This window comes from Chryseobacterium sp. UNC8MFCol (assembly GCF_000482305.1).
GTDB lineage: Bacteria > Bacteroidota > Bacteroidia > Flavobacteriales > Weeksellaceae > Chryseobacterium > Chryseobacterium indologenes.
Map to the genome: position 1 here is coordinate 39,890 of NZ_AXUZ01000019.1, position 17,286 is coordinate 57,175.

The following is a 17,286-nucleotide window of genomic DNA, read 5'->3' on the forward strand; positions in this document are numbered from 1 at the left end:
TGAAGCTTTTGTTTTTATTTACTTATCATTGTCATCGAGAAGATGTCCAAAGAAGTCTTTTTTAGTCTGGAGATATCCTTTACTGATTTCATTTGCGGGAATCTGTAACGGAACTCTTGAATTAAGATGTACATTGCTATCCACTACATATTTTACCTTTTCCGGATTATTAGTCAAAAGATTGATATCTTTTACGTCCAGTACATTAAGGATTTCAATCGCTACGCCAAAGTTTCTGTCGTCAGCAGGGAGTCCCAGCTCCAGATTGGCTTGTACGGTATCCAGTCCTTTTTCCTGTAAAGAATATGCTTTAAGTTTATTGATGATGCCAATATTCCTGCCTTCCTGACGGAGATAAATGATAATGCCGCCATTTTCATGGATGTATTTCATTGCAGCGTCCAGTTGCTGGCCACATTCACATTTTTTTGAATGGAAAACTTCTCCGGTAATACATTCTGAATGAAAACGAACATTCACAGGTTTTGAAAAATCTGTATTTTCAGCGACGATAGCCATATGTGGCATCCAGTCGTTTTCGTTTTCGGAGAAAGCGATCATTCGGAAAGTACCGTGTTCTGTTGGAACATTGGCTTCCGCCTGAATTTTAATCATTGATTGTTCAATTAGTTTTTAACTTCCTGACAAAGCATCTTCAATGACAGAGACATTGGTTTTTAACCTTACCAGATATCTGTTGATAACTTCGTCATCATCTTTATCGAGACTTTGTCTTGATTTCTGAATTTTTCTGTATGATTTTTCGAAGCTTTTCAGTGCTCTGCTCTTACCTGAAGAGTTGTTGGCATCAATGGCATATAAATAGTTCTGAAGGCTGTATTTCATGCTGGTAATCTCATCATTCAATCCGTTGTTCTTAAACTTGGGAAAGGTAGAGATCAGGTTTGAAATCTCAGAGGCATTTACATTTTCTTTGACATTAATATTAAAGCTCTTTTTTGAGCCTCTGTCAGAATCAGAGCCTTTGGTCTCACTGTAAAAGTTGTTTGACAGCGGAGAAAGGTTGAGCTTTTCCGTTGCGCAGGAAGATGTTAATATGATTAGTACTCCAAAAAAAACTAGTCTTTTCATTTTTGTTGCCCTTTTTGATAAAGGATTGGATTAAGACTTTCATCGTTATACATTTTCATTTGTTTGTATACCTTCATCTTAATATTACCGTTTTCAATATCAGCAAGCAACTGGTTAATAGAAGTTGACAGATCTTCCTTCTGAATAAGCAGAACATCCAGTTTGGCCTGGCAATTTTTTCTGTGTTCTTCAGAGGCGGATTCTCTATTAGCTTCTAATGACATATGATAAACTTTTAACGCAAGAATGGAAAGTCTGTCTACTGCCCAAGCGGGAGTTTCCGTATTTATTTTTGCGTCAGGTTTAGGAGTTATATTTTCAAACTTATTAAGGAACCAGCTGTCAATATATTCTACCAGATCAGTTCTTTTCTGATTGGAGGCATCTATTGTTCTCTTCAGTTGAAGTGCTTCAGCCGGATCAATATTTTCATCTCTAATTATATCTTCCAGATGCCATTGAACGGTATCAATCCAGTTCTTTGCATACAAAATCCGTTCCAAACTATCTTTTTCGAAAGGGTTATTAATTAGAGTGTTGACGTCATCAGACACGTGATAGTCTTCAATACATTGATTGAAGACTTTCCATGCAGTCTCAGTGAAATTCATTAATGCTAAGGAATTTTAGTTACTGGTAGAATTATTATTTGTAGAAGAAGATTTGTTTTCAGAACCTGGTTTGTCTTCTTCTTTTACCGCATCTTTAAATTCCTTGATTCCCGAACCGACTCCTCTCATAAGTTCCGGAATTTTCTTTCCTCCGAAAAGTAATACCAAAAGTATGGCTACGATCAGAATGTGTTGCCAAGATAAGGCAAGTATAGTTAGTGTATTCATCTCTTAAATTTTATGCAAAGTTACACTTTTTTTAATATGAAATCCAACCTAATGGATCAACTGGGGTACTTCCGCTCCATACCTGGAAATCAAGGGTGTATGCACCGTCAAAATCTTGAGCAACACTTCCTACCGGCGTACCTGAAGAAACCTGCTGTCCTTTGGAAACACTTACATTTCCTAAGTTGGAATAAATCGTAAAGTAGCCTCCATGCTTGATAATAACGGTTTTCGTGCCGTCATTGTTTGCCAGTACTGAAGATACGGATCCCGGGAATACACATTTTGCACGTGTACCTGAAGGGACTGAAATTTTAATTCCATTGTTTTCTTCAGTAATATTTTTGAAAACGGGGTGTGGTTGTCTTCCGAAGCGGTGGGTAATCTGCCCTGCTCTGTCTGCCGGATAACCCAGCCTTCCTCTGTTATCGGCAAAACTATTTCCGGAAGCCGTAGAAACGCCATAGCTTGTCATAGCTTTTGTTTCTGCCGCTTTTTTCTCATCTTCTTTTCTTTTGGCCAGCGCCAATTCAGCTGCTCTTGCTGCTGCTAATTTATCAGCGGCTTCTTTAGCCTTCACATTAGCTTCGTCTGACGCTTTTTTAGCTGCGATCTTTCTGGCTTCATCTTTTGCACTCGCTTCGGCTCTTGCAGCTTCTTCATTACGTTTTCTTTCTTCTTCAGCTCTTCTTGCAGCGAGTTCAGCAGCTCTTTTAGCCTCTGCTTCAGCCAATCTTCTTTCTCTTTCAAGGGCTTCGGCTCTTGCTTTGGCTTCCGCCTCAATTCTTGCTTTTTCCCTTTCGGCTGCTATTTTAGCTAAACGTATTTTTTCGGCTTCTGCCTTTCTTCTTGCTTCTTCTTCTGCTTTGGCAATTCGGATTTCTTCTGCGATGATGGCCCTGATTTGTCCTTCTAATGCCTTAGATTGCGTTTGCTTTTGTTTAAGCTCAGCGGTAAGTTTAGATTCGTTCTTTTTAAAATCAGCGACTAATTGTTCCTTTTGTGCTCTTTCAGCATTAATGGTTGCCAGATCTTTCTGTTGATTGATCAAAAGATTTTCCTTCTCTTTCATTGAGTTTTGCCTTTGGGAAATCGTTTTTTTGATCTGGTTGGCGGCATCAGTAATTTCGGCTGCTTTTTTGTCCTGATAATCAGCGTATTGTTTTAAATATTGTACTCTTCGTATGGCTTCACCCAAATTTTTGGATGAAAGAATGAAGGTTACTTTATTTTGTACCCCTTTATTTTTATAAGCATTAACAAGGACTTCAGCATAATTTTTTCTGAGAACAGCCAATTCTTTATTTTGGCGGTTGATCTCAAGCTGACGCAGGTAGATGTCATCTTCAATAAACCTCTTTTCTTTTTGAGTATTATTGTAGACTTTTTCCCTTAAAACCAGCTTTTGATTGACACTGGTAAGGTAGGCTATAGAAAGTTTAGATTCGCTTCTTGTTTTAGCTAAATCTGTATTTATTTGTGCAATTTGTTTTTTAAGTTCGGCGTTCTGCTTCTGCAGTTGTTCTTTTTTCTGCTGTCCCTGGTGCAGCCCGAATAGAAGAACACCTATTAAAAAGCTAAATTTTTTAATCATTTAATCTCTATTTTCTTATAACTGGATGGTACAGAATAAGGTGTTTCCATCCTCGAAAAGTCAAATTTCGTGTTTTCCAGTAAAATTTGACTAGATTTTGAGCCTTTTATAATTATTTTAACATTTTTAGGGAGGCGTATTCCGTTGTATTCATCCCAGTCGCTATAGGAGATTTCAAGCTCGTCTGTGGATAAAACATCTTTTAAATTTATACTTAACAAATCGTAGTTGGTGTCGTATTGCAGAGCTATCTTATATTCTCTGTTTTTCTCGTCTGTAGTGATTTTCTGGTTGGCGTTCGAAACCATTTTATATCCCTGTGCATTTTGAGTCAGTGTAAATTGTGAATCACTGATTTTTACAAAAGTTCTCCCCAGTAAAATTTTTTCCAACGATTTATAATCGATAAAATTGACATTCAGCAAGTGATTAAGATAATCGAAATCGGAATCTATGTAGGCTTTGTTTACTTTGTCCTGTCCTTTTATGCCCTCAGGAGTTGCAATACCTCTAGCGACATTAATAAATAATGCTCTCAGGTTCATCCATACTTTTTTATCATTTTCAATATAAATCGTTGCGTCCAGTGGGGGGATGTAATTTCCCGTTTCCACACGAACTTTACTGTCTATTTTGATCTGGTCAAATTTTGGCGGGATCAATACATGTTCGTAAAAAGCAATTTTGTCTTTTACCGGTTCGTTGACATCTTTTGGATGTTTGGTATTCCCGGTAGTTTTGATACTATCCCCTGATTCCGTATTATTCTGTACAGCATTACGGGTTTTACACGATGATAAGGCAAGAAGTAATAAAAAGAGTGGTATCCAGTTTCTCATGTATTTATCTTTTCAATTAGGAAAAACGCTGCAATATTAACGCCAAACCACACAAAACGTTTTGTGTGGTTTGATTATATCTTGTTTAAGTTAACTAAATTCTGTGTTTAATTATTTCGATAGGAAATCCAATACTGAATAGTCTCCCAAAGAAATTTCTCTTGCCACTCCCACATACTGTGCGGAGTTACCAATCATAGAATTAGAAAGGTTTCCGTGGTTGATTCTTGTGTTTTCCTGGATCAAAGAGTTTTCAATATTAGAATTTACAATCGTAGTGTTGTTACCCAATGAAACGCCAGGTCCTACTTTTGAGTTGGAAATTTTCACATTTTCACCAATGAAGCAAGGAGGAATAATCAACGAATTTTCAATCACTGCAGACGCCGGATATTGAGCCATTTCTTCCTTTTCATATGCAAGGATTTTACTGTTGGTTTCCACGGTAGCATTCTTGTTACCACAATCCATCCAGTCATTTACTTTTCCTAAAGTGAATTTTGCTCCTTTTGCTCTCAGGTTTTCCAGGGCCATTGTCAACTGGTATTCTCCTCCGTTTTTAATATCATTGTCCATGATATAGTTGATTTCATCCATTAGTTTTTCAGCACTATTGAAATAATAGATACCGATAATGGCAAGATCTGAAACAAAAGTCTGAGGTTTTTCAACAAAATCAGTAATAAAGCCATAGTTATCCAGTTTTACTACCCCAAAGGCAGACGGATCTTCTACACTTTTCACCCAAATTACACCATCTGAATTTTTGTCCAACTGAAAATCTGCACGGAAAAGAGTATCGGCGAATGCGATCACCACATCTCCCTGCATAGATTGCTCTGCACATTTGATAGCGTGCGCTGTTCCAAGCGGATCATTCTGATAATACAGGCTTCCTTTTGCGCCTAATTTTTCGGCAATCTGAAGCAAAGATTTTTCAATCTCGGAACCAAAATCTCCAATGATAAATGCTACTTCTTCAATTTCTTCTCCTGCCACTTTAGCAATATCTTCCACCAATCGTTGTACGATAGGTTTTCCGGCAATAGGGATAAGAGGTTTTGGTACTGTCAGGGTGTGTGGACGTAATCTGGAACCACGTCCAGCCATCGGAACAATAATTTTCATAAATGGTATAAAGATGTTTTTGTTTAAGGATTGATTATTTTTTGTTAAATATAGTAATTAAAACGCTTCAGGAACGTAATGCTTATCATGTTTAACGGCTTTGTTTAATGTTTTTAAGCTAAGTAATTATCAAAAGAGAGACCAAAGTTTAGCTCTTCCTGATTCTGGATAAAATCATATTTTTTTCCGAATAGACTAAGATCCCCACGAAGACTAAAAATAAGGCATTGCTGGTCAGGATATTATAGTTAAAATATTTTACGATAATAAAACTAAATATTCCCAGCAATATAAGGAAGAAAGACATTTTCTTCATGCGGTAAGGGATGGGGTAGTATTTCTGGCCCAATGCATAGGATATGATCATCATGATGACGTACGCTCCGAAAGTGGCCCATGCAGAACCAATCATACTGTGATAGTAACTTAAGGCCAGATAATTCAAGGCGATATTAATTCCGGCTCCGATCCATGAAATAACGGTTCCCACACTGGTTCTGTCTGTCACTTTATACCATGTGGAAAAGTTATAATAAATTCCGAAACACAGGTTTGCCACTACAATAATAGGAATGATGTCTATTGCAATCCAATATGATCTGTTCGGAATGAAAACATCCTTTAGCCACGAAATATTGGCGATAATTCCTAATGCTACAGCACAGGCGAAGAACGAAAAATATTCAGCTACCTTAGCGTACGTTTTCTTAGCGTCACCTTTATCCATCTGTTTAAAGAAAAATGGTTCAATACCCATTCTGTACGCGGTTACAAATAAAGTCATAAGGACAGCTAGTTTATAACAGCCTCCATAAGCTCCGGCCTGTTCGTCTGAAATATGATTTCTCTGGATAGATTTATCGAAATTTTCATTAACCATAAAAGCCAGCCCTGCCAGCATAAGCGGAAACGAGTAGCGAATCATCCGCCCAAAAAGAGAGGTTACAAACTGAAATCTTACTTTTAATATAATAGGAAGTAACAATAAAAACCCTAAAGCACTTCCTGCTAAATTACTAAAGAAAGGATAGTCTACATTCTGATCCAATCCAAAGCTTCTGGATACATTCTCGGGAATCCAAAAGAATAATGCAGCGGTAAAGACTGCCTGGAATATAGACTGAAAAATTCTGACCGCAGAATATTTGATAGGTTTATTGTGAAAACGAAGCCATGCAAACGGAATGACCAGTAAATTGTCGAAAAAAGCAATTAAAGCAAACCATTTAATATATTCAGGATTATCATGGTATCCCAGATAATCAGCAATAGGCTGATTGAAAAGATAGCACAATGCTAAAAACAGAGTAGAAGTTGAAAATAAAAACCAGAATGACGTGTTGAAAGTTTTTTTCTCATTATCCTCTTCAGCAGAAAATCGAAAATAGGCCGTTTCAAAACCAAATGAAAGTATAATATTCACAAAAGAAATCCATGCATAAAGTTGCGTGAAAATCGCAAAACCTTCATTGGGAATTTTATAGATCAAAAGAGGATTAAGGATGAATAGAATAATTCTGGGTGCTATTGCTCCTGCTCCGTAGATGATTGTTTGCCCTAATAATTTCTTATACAATTCGAAAAATTTTATGCAAATGTAAATATTTAGAAATTGATTTGTATCCGGTGATATTAAAATTCATTCATAAACCTTAATTTTGTTCATTATAGAAGGTAGAAGCCGGGAGCTGGAAATCAGTGATCTCTCTTTATAGTTCGATTCTGATAGGCAGCTCGCAGTAATTTTGGATTTTAACCTTTAATTTTAATTCTAAAAAAGTAAAATGAAAACCCTTATCAAAAATGTACATGTTGTCAATGAAGGCCAGGTCTTTCAAAGCGATGTTTTAATAGAAAATGATGTAATTTCCAAAATTGCTTCCGGCATTTCTGTAGATGCAGATCAGGTTATTGACGGTTCCGGAAAGTATCTTCTTCCGGGTGTTATAGACGATCAGGTTCATTTCCGTGAGCCGGGCCTTACTCATAAAGGAGATATTGAAAGTGAGTCCAGATCAGCGATAGCCGGAGGAGTAACCAGCTTTATCGATCAGCCTAATACGGTGCCGAATGCCGTTACTCAGGAATTACTCGCTGATAAATATGAAATTGCAGCTCAGAAAGCCTATGCCAACTATGGTTTTATGATGGGAGGAACCAATGATAATCTTGAAGAAGTTTTAAAAACAAACCCGAGAAATGTTCCCGGAGTAAAATTGTTTTTAGGCTCCTCTACAGGGAATATGTTGGTGGATAATCCAGAAACCCTGGAAAATATTTTCAGCAATACCAAAATGCTGATTGCAGTTCACTGTGAAGATGAAGCGACCATCAGAGCCAATACCCAAAAATATATTGATGAATATGGGGATGATATTCCGGTAAAATTCCACCATTTAATCAGAAGTGAAGAAGCTTGTTATAAATCTTCCTCTAAAGCCATTGAGCTCGCTGAAAAAACTGGGGCAAGACTTCACGTGTTTCACCTTTCAACAGCAAAGGAAACTTCACTTTTCAGAAATGATATCCCGTTAAAAGATAAAAAGATCACTGCTGAAGTATGTGTTCACCATCTGACATTTACCAATGATGATTATGAAACAAAAGGAAGCCTGATCAAGTGGAATCCTGCTGTGAAAACTCAAAAAGACAAGGATGGACTTTGGGAAGCTCTGCTTGATGACAGAATTGATGTGATCGCGACAGATCATGCTCCCCATACCGCCGAAGAGAAACAAAATGTGTATACAAAATGCCCTTCCGGAGGACCCCTGGTACAACATTCACTCGTAGTAATGCTGGAAAACTATAAAACAGGAAAAATTTCTCTTGAAAAGATTGTTGAAAAGATGTGTCATAATCCGGCAATCCTTTTCAGAGTTGAAAAAAGAGGATTTATTAAAGAAGGATATAAAGCAGATCTTGTTTTGGTCGATTTAAATGAAGATTGGACGGTAGCTAAAGAAAACCTCCTGTATAAATGCGGATGGAGTCCGCTGGAGGGGATGAACTTCCATTCTAAGGTAACCCAGACGTTTGTCAACGGACACCTTGTATATGATAACGGAAAAATTGCTGAAGAAAAATTCGGAGAGCGTTTACTTTTTGAAGTTCAGGAATAAGAATAGCCGGATATCATAAAAATTCAGGAAAAGAGGCTATCTCACTTTTGAGACAGCCTCTTTTTATTTCTCTCATGCCCAAAATAAAGGCCCTATTTATTTTTTCGCCTTGTTTCCCATATAAAATGTCAGTTTTCCACCATTCATCATTTCAGAATGTTTCAGAGTGAAGTTTTTAATTTCACGACCATTTAAAAGAACCTTCTGAACATATACATTTTTCGGACCTTGATTGATCGCTTCAATTTCAAATGTTTTTCCGTTTTCCAGATTCAGAATAGCCTGATCAACAGCGGGACTACCGATAGCGTAGTCTTCCGAACCGGGAGCAACCGGATAGAAGCCCAGTGAACTCAGAATATACCAGGCACTCATTTGCCCCGTGTCATCATTTCCTCCCAATCCGTCAGGAGTTGACTTATACTGCATTTCCAGGATATGACGAATCTGGGATTGTGTTTTCCATGGCTGCCCGGCCCAGTTATAGAGATAAGCAACATGATGTGCAGGCTCATTTCCATGTACATATCCTCCGATAATTCCTTCTCTTGTAATGTCTTCAGTGTCTGCAAAAAACTCATCAGGAAGATGCATGGTGAATAATTCGTCCAGTTTTGAGGCAAATTTTTTCTTTCCTCCCATCATTTTGATCAGTTCATCAGGATTCTGGGGAACAAAAAAACTGTAGTTCCAGGAATTTCCCTCAATGAAGCCTTGTCCGTGGGTACTTAAAACATCAAAATCTTTTTTGAAACTTCCGTCTGCCAGGCGTGGGCGCATGAATCCGATGGATGGGTCAAAATTATTCTTCCAGTTTTCAGAACGTTTGATAAACTGATTGTAGATTTCTGTCTCTCCAAGATGTTTGGCCAGCTGGGCAATTGCCCAATCATCATAAGCATACTCAAGGGTATTGGATACTGAGGTGCCATTTTTCTCTGCAGGAATGTATCCCAGGTCAATATATTGTCCTATTCCTTCATAATTTCGTTTGTTGGCTGTTTCTACGCAGGCTTTCAAAGCTTCCTGAGGATCACCGGCATAATTTCCTTTAATAATGGCATCTGCCACTACACTTACGCTATGATAACCACTCATACACCAGTTATCATTGGCATAATGTGACCATATAGGTAGCATTTTCATCGAAAACTGATGGTAATGAGCCATCATAGATTTTACCATATCACTGTTCCTTTTAGGCTGGATAATGTTAAAGAAAGGATGAAGAGCTCTGTAAGTGTCCCAAAGCGAGAATGTGGTATAATGAGTAAAATTTTCTGCTTGGTGAACATTTTGATCCAATCCTTTATACTCTCCATTGATATCCATATACACGGTGGGATTGATAAAGGTATGATACATCGCGGTATAGAAATTGATTTTTTCGGTTTCAGAACCTTTAATGATGATCTTGTTAAGTTCTTTATTCCAATCTTCCTGAGCTTTTTCTTTAATTTGATTAAAAGATAAATTTCCCGTTTCCTTTTCAAGATTTTCCATAGCATTGGCCTGGCTTACAGGAGATATAGCCAGTTTGATTTCAATGGCTTCACCTTCACTGGTGTCAAAATCAAAATACATTTTAAGATTCTTTCCGGCAATTTCAGGGAAATTCTGAGTTTGATCGAATTTTCTCCAGAACCCTTTGTATACCTGCTTTTCATCATAGTTCTTCTGACCGTAGGATGTAAAGGGTTTTGAAAACTTCATGGCAAAATAAACCGTTCTTGTTCTTGCCCATCCGTTGGTCTGGCGATATCCGGTAATCGTATTGCCATTTTCCACACGGGCATAGGTCCATACATTTTTTCCGTCATAATTATAAATTCCTGCCATCAGATCAAGAATGATATGCGATTGATCAGATTTGGGAAAAGTATACCGGTGAACACCGACTCTGGTGGTAGCCGTCAGTTCTGCTAAAATATTGTGATCATCCAGCTTTACCTTATAATATCCGGCTTCAGCTTTTTCGTTTTCGTGGGAAAACTTGCTTCTGTAGCCTTTTTCAGGATTTGAAGCTGTTCCCGGATCCAACTGAAGTGGTCCGACAGTAGGCATGATCAGGAAATCCCCGAGATCAGAATGTCCGGTACCACTAAAGTGCGTAGAGCTGAAACCTACTATGGTTTTATCTTCATAGCGATAGCCTGCACAGTATTTATAGACTTCACCATTGTATTTCCCGTTGAGTTCATAAGAAATTGTATCTGTTTCAGGACTTAGCTGCACGGCGCCAAACGGTGTAGTAGCGCCGGGATAGGTATGTCCCATTTTTTCAGTTCCAATCAGCGGATGTACGTATTGATATAATTTTTCAAATTGTTGAGCTTTGAGGGGAAAGCTTAAGATAATGAATAAAAGAAAAACAGATGTTCCCGTATTTTTCATGAGCAGATAAGTTTATTAAGTGATAAAATTAGGTAAAAAACAAAGAATATTATTTATGGCATTATTTATACCGTTATTTTAAGGTAGATCCATTCAATATTTATTATTTTTAAGAAAAAATATTTTATGAGTCTATATACACAACCAATGCTTCGCGAAGGGGCATTAAAAGATAAAGTAGCGATTGTAACAGGAGGCGGAAGCGGTCTTGGCAAAGCAATGACAAAATACTTTCTTGAGTTAGGAGCTAAAGTAGTCATTACGTCCAGGAATCTTGAAAAGCTACAGACTACTGCGAAGGAGCTGGAAGATGAAACCGGTGGTAAAGTTCTTTGTGTAGCGTGTGACGTCAGAAACTGGGATGAAGTAGAAGCTGTGAAAGAAGCAACGCTTAAGGAATTCGGTAAAATTGATATTCTTCTGAATAATGCAGCCGGTAATTTTATTTCTCCAACAGAAAAACTGACTCATTCTGCTTTTGATTCTATTTTAGATATCGTTTTAAAAGGAACTAAAAACTGTACACTTTCTATAGGAAAACACTGGATCGACTCCAAAACACCAGGTACCGTTTTAAATATCGTAACCACTTATGCATGGACGGGTTCTGCCTATGTTGTACCCTCTGCCTGTGCAAAAGCAGGAGTATTGGCAATGACCAGATCATTGGCAGTGGAATGGGCAAAATATGGAATTCGTTTCAATGCTATCGCTCCGGGGCCATTTCCTACAAAAGGTGCCTGGGACAGACTTCTTCCGGGAGATCTGCAGGAAAAATTCGATATGAAAAAGAAAGTGCCGTTAAGAAGAGTAGGAGAACATCAGGAGCTGGCCAATCTTGCCGCGTATCTGGTGTCTGATTACTCAGCGTACATGAATGGTGAAGTAGTCACTATTGACGGAGGAGAATGGCTTCAGGGAGCAGGTGAATTTAATATGCTTGAAGCTATTCCCCGTGAAATGTGGGATGCTTTAGAGGCCATGATTAAAGCAAAAAAATCAAATTAATTGAAATTTTCAGAAAAAAAAACTCCCGGATTTGTAACAATTCCGGGAGTTTTTTTTACCTATGTATAAACTTTTTTCAAATGAATTGTAAACTTCCAACTCTTGTTTCTGCAGTGGCTTTCTTCCTTTTTTCAGGATCTGCCTATGCACAGGAAACGCCAAAGTATGATTATGTAGAAGCCTTTAAGCCGTTTTTCTATCCGCAGACAGGTACGGAAACACGCTCAGCCAGTGGACAGCCGGGGCATGCCTATTGGCAGAATTCAGCAGACTATCATTTGAATGTGAGTCTGAATGAGGACAAAAAAGAAATTACAGGTACCGCCGAAATTAAATACACCAATAACAGCCCGGATCAGCTGGGTTTCTTATGGCTGCAGCTCGATCAGAATCTTTTTGCAAAAGACTCCCGCGGAAATGCTGTGGTGCCTCTGTCAGGAAGCAGGAATGGTTCACACGGCGAGACTTTCAATGGCGGATACGCTATTAAATCCGTAAAAATTGATGGCAAAGCAGCTAAGTATACCATTTCCGATACAAGAATGCAGATTGATTTACCGGAAGAACTGAAGGCAAAAGGAGGAGTGGCAAAAATTACCATTGATTATTCCTTTATTTCTCCGGATTATGGTTCAGACAGAATGGGAGTTCAGGAAACAAAAAATGGTAAAGTCTTTACTATGGCACAATGGTATCCGAGAATGTGTGTGTATGATGATGTAATGGGATGGAATACACTACCGTATGCAGGCGCTTCGGAGTTCTTTCTGGAATATGGTGATATCACAGCCAATATTACTGTACCAGCCAATCATTATGTGGTGGCTTCCGGAGAACTTTTAAACGAAAAAGAAGTTTATAGTAAAGATGAGGTCAACAGATGGAATCAGGCGAGAAACAGTGATAAAACAGTCATGATACGTCCTGAGTCTGAGATTGGAAAAAATAAATCTACAGGAACAAAAACCTGGAAGTTTAAAATTGTACAGGCAAGGGATTTTGCATGGGCATCATCTGCCGGCTTTATTTTGGATGCTGCAAGAATTAATCTTCCTGATGGAAAAAAATCGCTGGCCATTTCTGCCTATCCGTCTGAAAGTGCAGGAGAAAAAGCCTGGGGAAGGTCTACCGAATATACCAAAGCCGCTATTGAACATTATTCTAATAAATGGTACGGATATACATACCCGGCAGCAACTAATGTAGCAGGAAACGAAGGCGGAATGGAATATCCCGGAATTGTGTTCTGCCATATGGATTCAAAAGGAGAAGATCTGTGGGGTGTTACAGATCATGAATTCGGGCATAACTGGTTTCCTATGATTGTAGGATCCAATGAAAGATTATTTGCCTGGATGGACGAAGGATTCAATACTTTTATCAACGGACTTTCGACGGAGGCTTTTAATAAAGGTGAATATTATAAAAAACAGAATATGGCTCAAACAGGAAGCTATCTTTTAACAGATAATCTTGAGCCGATTATGGTAGGTCCCGATAATATGAGAGAAAGAAGTATCGGAGCTCTTGCCTATTATAAGCCGGGAGCGGGATTATCGGTTTTAAGAGAAACGATTCTCGGGCCTGAGAAATTTGACAAAGCATTCAGAACCTATATCAACCGGTGGGCATTCAAACATCCTACACCCTGGGATTTCTTCCACACGATGGAGAATGTTTCAGGAGAAGAACTGAACTGGTTCTGGAGAGGTTGGTTCTTTAATAAATGGAAAATTGACCAGTCCGTTAAGAATGTGAAATACATCAATGGAGATTTCAAAAACGGAGCTCAGGTTACTGTTGAAAATCTTGGACAACTGCCTATGCCGACGACGGTTCAGCTAAAATTCAAAGACGGAACAAAACATACGGTAAAAATACCAATCGAAGTTTGGAAGAGAAATACAGAATGGACATTCAAAGTAGAATCTGATAAGGAAATCGATGAGGTAGTACTTGATCCGGATTCTATGGTTCCGGACGTCAACATGAAAAATAATAAATGGACATCTGCGGATGCAAAACCTATGGAGAAAATTAACCTGAAAGATTTCATAGGAACGTACAACAATAAAGAATCTAAACTTAAAATAATATTTACTGAGAAAAACGGGTTCCTGTATGGCAGTGCAGGCGGACAACAAAGCTTTCCGCTGGAGTATACGGGAAATAATACATTTGCTTTTGAAGATGCTGGTCTGACAATCGTTTTCAGTAAGGATAAAAAGACGGTAACCCTCACAGAAGGAGGAAGAGAATTTAAATTCAATAAAGAATAGTCTTCGGGTTCTTTTTTCCGTACAGGAAATAATTTAACATTATGATGATATGAATAAGGCTTCTCTATGGCAGAGAAGTCTTATTTTTGTCTCTTATTGATAAAATAAACTATGAATTTCAGATTTTCAATTGCATTCCTCATGCTTTTTGCATTGGGATTTTCGCAGGATCTTACCGTAATGAGTTTTAATATCCGACTGAATGTAGAATCGGATAAGGAAAATGCTTGGCCACAGAGAAAACAGGATGTTGCCGACTTATTAACCTACTATCATCCGGATTATTTCGGAGTGCAGGAAGCCCTTCCGGAACAAATGAGAGATATTAAAAACGGACTGAAAAACTATAACTCTATAGGAGTAGGAAGGGATGATGGTAAAGAAAAAGGTGAGTTCTCAGCTATTTTCTACGATATCAACAGGCTGGATGTGATAAAATCCGGAACTTTCTGGTTATCTGAGACTCCGGAAAAACCTTCGAAAGGCTGGGATGCTGCTTTGAACAGAATATGTACTTACGCTGTATTTAAAGATAAAAAGACAAAAAAGGAATTTCTGGCAATGAACCTTCATTTCGATCACATCGGAAATCTAGCAAGGGTAAAATCTTCAGAGTTGATTTTAAAAAAAATAAAAGAACTTAATCCAAAGAATTTACCTGTCACATTAAGTGGGGATTTTAACCTGACCGATGATTCAGAACCGATCAGAATTTTATCCCAAAACATGAAAGATACTTTTTATCATTCAGAAACAAAACATTACGGCCCGGCAGGAACATTTACAGGATTCAACGTGAATGAAGTTCCTAAAGAAAGGATCGATTACATTTTTACCAATGGCTTCAAAATAAAATCTCACAGACATATCAATGACAGACGAGAAAATTTATTGTATCCGTCGGATCATTTTCCGGTGATTACAGGGCTCTCTTTCTAATACATCAATAGTCTGGAAAATCGATATCAAATCCAATTCCTCTCAGGGATTGGATTTTTATTTGGGCATCATGGCTGAAATATTTACGGAGTCTGCTGATAAAAACATCAAGACTGCGTCCTGTAAAATAATCATTGGTTTCCCAGATATTATCCAGAATCTCATCTCTTGTGATGGCAGAATGGTTGTGCTGCAGAAGATACACCAGAAGCTGCTGTTCTCTGATAGTCAGTCGGATATTTCCGTGAGGATGAGAAAGCAGAAGCTTTTTAGTGTCCAAAGAATATTGACCCATCTTGATTATGGTTTCAGGAACGGCGGTTGTTGTTCTTTTGATGATATTTTTAATTCTTAAAACCAGTTCTTCAGGATCGCAGGGTTTGGAAATATAATCGTCTGCCCCAATTTTCAATCCGGTCAGTCGGTCTATTTTCTGATTTTTAGCGGTTAAAAACAAGAGTGGAAAATTATTCTTTTCCTTTAAAATCATTTTAGCCAGTGAAAAACCGTCAATATTTGGCATCATCACATCCAGAATGCCCATATGGAAAGGAAAATCAGAGGTAAGTCGACTGACAATACCTTCAGGATTCTGAAACCAGCTGACCTCAAAGTCTTCCAGTTCGAGATACTGCTTTAAGATCATTCCGAAATCCGGATCGTCTTCTGCTAAAAGGATTTTAGTTTTCATCAGTAGTTGTTTTTTCTTGTGGAAGATCATCAGTGTCGTAAGGAGCTGATATTCTAAATGTGCTTCCTTTACCAGGTTGGCTGTAAACCTCTATAGTACCGTGATATTGGGTTATGATTTTCTTTACCATGTACAAACCTAACCCAAGTCCTTTGCTGTTGTGGATATTGTTGCTTTGTATGCGGTAGAATTTTTCAAATATATTTTTTAATTCTTTAGCTTCCATACCTTGTCCATCATCTGAAACTTCAATCTGTAAGTTTTGTGAGGCGGTAGTAAGATTGACAGTAACGATGGAGGCCCCATATTTTACACTGTTTTCACACAGGTTTTTAATAACGGTTTCCATCAGGTTTTTATCAAAAGGAAGCTCCCCGGTAATGGTATTGTCAAACTTAAATTCAACCTTTGGATAAGTAAAAGACAGATCATGAACAAAGAAATTCCAGTCTTTTGGCTGTATAAAAACAGGTTCTTCCGGATTTTCATCCTGATGAAGCTGAAATACGAGACTCTCAAGACGGGAGATCTGGCGGTCAATAAGAGGCAGCATTTCCGGATTCCAGCCTTTTTTTAAGGTTTTAGAAGCAATTTTTAAAGTGGCAATAGGTGTTTTAAACTCATGAGAAATATTATCAACTACCGTATGGAGTACCTCTACTTGCTTTTGTTGTTTGATGAGGTTTTTGATGGTTGAAATATATATCAGAAGTACACATGAAAGAAGGAGGATACAACAGAAGAACAGCAGGGCAAGTTCTTTAAAGACAATGGTTTTGATATTGGTGATTTCAAAATCAATCTGGCTTTTCACATAGAAAGTATCGCGCCTTTCAATTTCTTTATGATCACTGTCTCTTTTTTTTGAGGACGTAGTTTCCCAGCTGCTGGTATTTCCGATTTTAGGATTTTTTACTTTTTCTTTTGTTTCAAAAACAATAAAGGGTTTGTCAATCAGTTTCGTACTGTCCGGAAGATGGATAATAGAGGTATATTCAATCCTTGCAGATATTTTATACCCATCTTTTTGAAGGCGGTTGTCAATATAATGGCTTAGTCTTTTCCGGACTGCGTATCTGTTGTCGGTAAAATTTTTAATAAAATCCTTTTTGCTGATTTCCTTATTGTAATACTGGATGATAACTTTTTGAAGGGCATCATCTTTTGTCTCCTGGGCGCGTTGAGTACTTTCCTCGGTGTCTGTATAAGCGGGAAGGCCATCGATCACTGACCTGTAAATATCCCGCTCCTTTACCTGATAGGTTTTATACATAAAATAAACCTGTATTCCCAGTAAAAGAAGGAACAGGGCGGCAAATACAGAAATGAGAAATTTATTCTTGGAAACCATTAAAACAAAG

15 protein-coding genes are annotated in these 17,286 nt (G+C 38.0%); 4 read left to right on the forward strand and 11 right to left on the reverse strand.

Annotated elements, in window-relative coordinates; all coding sequences use genetic code 11:
* Positions 1–18: 18 nt before the first annotated feature.
* The 8 genes from ribA to M030_RS0113300 form a co-directional block, all read right to left on the reverse strand.
* Positions 19–615: a GTP cyclohydrolase II gene (gene ribA, locus M030_RS0113265; protein ID WP_034722587.1), complete on the reverse strand. Its 597-nt coding sequence runs from the start codon at positions 613–615 to the stop codon at positions 19–21.
* Between the two features lie 18 nt (positions 616–633).
* Complete coding sequence (locus M030_RS0113270) at positions 634–1,092, reverse strand: hypothetical protein (RefSeq protein ID WP_027373954.1); 459 nt, start codon at positions 1,090–1,092, stop codon at positions 634–636.
* Positions 1,089–1,703, reverse strand: a complete 615-nt coding sequence (locus M030_RS0113275) for a DUF4254 domain-containing protein (RefSeq protein WP_027373955.1) — start codon at positions 1,701–1,703, stop codon at positions 1,089–1,091. Before M030_RS0113275 ends, M030_RS0113270 begins: the two co-directional genes overlap by 4 nt.
* Positions 1,704–1,718: 15 nt before the next feature.
* Positions 1,719–1,931 carry a twin-arginine translocase TatA/TatE family subunit gene (locus tag M030_RS0113280; protein ID WP_027373956.1) on the reverse strand — a complete coding sequence of 71 codons (213 nt, stop codon included), beginning with the start codon at positions 1,929–1,931 and terminating at the stop codon, positions 1,719–1,721.
* 31 nt (positions 1,932–1,962) lie between these two features.
* The gene (locus M030_RS0113285; protein WP_027373957.1) at positions 1,963–3,525 is read right to left on the reverse strand and encodes a peptidoglycan DD-metalloendopeptidase family protein; all 1,563 of its coding nucleotides are present in this window, start codon (positions 3,523–3,525) and stop codon (positions 1,963–1,965) included.
* A complete protein-coding gene (locus M030_RS0113290) occupies positions 3,522–4,364 on the reverse strand; it encodes a DUF4292 domain-containing protein (protein WP_027373958.1) in 843 nt (280 codons plus the stop codon). Before M030_RS0113290 ends, M030_RS0113285 begins: the two co-directional genes overlap by 4 nt.
* A 111-nt stretch (positions 4,365–4,475) precedes the next feature.
* Positions 4,476–5,492 carry a sugar phosphate nucleotidyltransferase gene (locus M030_RS0113295; RefSeq protein WP_027373959.1) on the reverse strand — a complete coding sequence of 339 codons (1,017 nt, stop codon included), beginning with the start codon at positions 5,490–5,492 and terminating at the stop codon, positions 4,476–4,478.
* 148 nt (positions 5,493–5,640) lie between these two features.
* Positions 5,641–7,068 carry an oligosaccharide flippase family protein gene (locus M030_RS0113300; protein WP_027373960.1) on the reverse strand — a complete coding sequence of 476 codons (1,428 nt, stop codon included), beginning with the start codon at positions 7,066–7,068 and terminating at the stop codon, positions 5,641–5,643.
* A 208-nt stretch (positions 7,069–7,276) separates the two neighbouring features.
* Here M030_RS0113300 and M030_RS0113305 point away from each other — a divergent pair, with 208 nt between their 5' ends.
* A complete protein-coding gene (locus tag M030_RS0113305) occupies positions 7,277–8,614 on the forward strand; it encodes a dihydroorotase (protein ID WP_027373961.1) in 1,338 nt (445 codons plus the stop codon).
* A 96-nt stretch (positions 8,615–8,710) separates the two neighbouring features.
* On the opposite strand, the gene M030_RS0113310 is transcribed toward M030_RS0113305, so the two are convergent.
* On the reverse strand, positions 8,711–11,008 hold the full coding sequence (locus tag M030_RS0113310; RefSeq protein WP_027373962.1) for a GH92 family glycosyl hydrolase: 2,298 nt from the start codon (positions 11,006–11,008) through the stop codon (positions 8,711–8,713).
* A 126-nt stretch (positions 11,009–11,134) separates the two neighbouring features.
* Here M030_RS0113310 and M030_RS0113315 point away from each other — a divergent pair, with 126 nt between their 5' ends.
* From M030_RS0113315 to M030_RS0113325, 3 genes are all read left to right on the forward strand, one after another.
* A complete protein-coding gene (locus M030_RS0113315; RefSeq protein WP_027373963.1) occupies positions 11,135–12,016 on the forward strand; it encodes an SDR family oxidoreductase in 882 nt (293 codons plus the stop codon).
* Between the two features lie 80 nt (positions 12,017–12,096).
* Positions 12,097–14,295: a M1 family metallopeptidase gene (locus M030_RS0113320; RefSeq protein ID WP_027373964.1), complete on the forward strand. Its 2,199-nt coding sequence runs from the start codon at positions 12,097–12,099 to the stop codon at positions 14,293–14,295.
* 111 nt (positions 14,296–14,406) lie between these two features.
* Positions 14,407–15,234 carry an endonuclease/exonuclease/phosphatase family protein gene (locus M030_RS0113325; protein ID WP_027373965.1) on the forward strand — a complete coding sequence of 276 codons (828 nt, stop codon included), beginning with the start codon at positions 14,407–14,409 and terminating at the stop codon, positions 15,232–15,234.
* A gap of 4 nt (positions 15,235–15,238) precedes the next feature.
* On the opposite strand, the gene M030_RS0113330 is transcribed toward M030_RS0113325, so the two are convergent.
* Positions 15,239–15,925, reverse strand: coding sequence for a response regulator transcription factor (locus M030_RS0113330; protein ID WP_027373966.1), 687 nt, complete (start codon positions 15,923–15,925; stop codon positions 15,239–15,241).
* On the reverse strand, positions 15,915–17,276 hold the full coding sequence (locus M030_RS24125) for a sensor histidine kinase (protein WP_051585070.1): 1,362 nt from the start codon (positions 17,274–17,276) through the stop codon (positions 15,915–15,917). The genes M030_RS0113330 and M030_RS24125 overlap by 11 nt, the downstream gene beginning before the upstream one ends.
* Positions 17,277–17,286: the final 10 nt, after the last annotated feature.

What these genes read in the sequence shown, in the direction of transcription:
- ribA (WP_034722587.1), bottom strand. Translation starts at nt 615, where the DNA reads ATGATTAAAATTCAGGCGGAAGCCAATGTTCCAACAGAACACGGTACT.
- M030_RS0113270 (WP_027373954.1), bottom strand. Translation starts at nt 1,092, where the DNA reads ATGAAAAGACTAGTTTTTTTTGGAGTACTAATCATATTAACATCTTCC.
- M030_RS0113275 (WP_027373955.1), bottom strand. Translation starts at nt 1,703, where the DNA reads ATGAATTTCACTGAGACTGCATGGAAAGTCTTCAATCAATGTATTGAA.
- M030_RS0113280 (WP_027373956.1), bottom strand. Translation starts at nt 1,931, where the DNA reads ATGAATACACTAACTATACTTGCCTTATCTTGGCAACACATTCTGATC.
- M030_RS0113285 (WP_027373957.1), bottom strand. Translation starts at nt 3,525, where the DNA reads ATGATTAAAAAATTTAGCTTTTTAATAGGTGTTCTTCTATTCGGGCTG.
- M030_RS0113290 (WP_027373958.1), bottom strand. Translation starts at nt 4,364, where the DNA reads ATGAGAAACTGGATACCACTCTTTTTATTACTTCTTGCCTTATCATCG.
- M030_RS0113295 (WP_027373959.1), bottom strand. Translation starts at nt 5,492, where the DNA reads ATGAAAATTATTGTTCCGATGGCTGGACGTGGTTCCAGATTACGTCCA.
- M030_RS0113305 (WP_027373961.1), top strand. Translation starts at nt 7,277, where the DNA reads ATGAAAACCCTTATCAAAAATGTACATGTTGTCAATGAAGGCCAGGTC.
- M030_RS0113310 (WP_027373962.1), bottom strand. Translation starts at nt 11,008, where the DNA reads ATGAAAAATACGGGAACATCTGTTTTTCTTTTATTCATTATCTTAAGC.
- M030_RS0113315 (WP_027373963.1), top strand. Translation starts at nt 11,135, where the DNA reads ATGAGTCTATATACACAACCAATGCTTCGCGAAGGGGCATTAAAAGAT.
- M030_RS0113320 (WP_027373964.1), top strand. Translation starts at nt 12,097, where the DNA reads ATGAATTGTAAACTTCCAACTCTTGTTTCTGCAGTGGCTTTCTTCCTT.
- M030_RS0113325 (WP_027373965.1), top strand. Translation starts at nt 14,407, where the DNA reads ATGAATTTCAGATTTTCAATTGCATTCCTCATGCTTTTTGCATTGGGA.
- M030_RS0113330 (WP_027373966.1), bottom strand. Translation starts at nt 15,925, where the DNA reads ATGAAAACTAAAATCCTTTTAGCAGAAGACGATCCGGATTTCGGAATG.
- M030_RS24125 (WP_051585070.1), bottom strand. Translation starts at nt 17,276, where the DNA reads ATGGTTTCCAAGAATAAATTTCTCATTTCTGTATTTGCCGCCCTGTTC.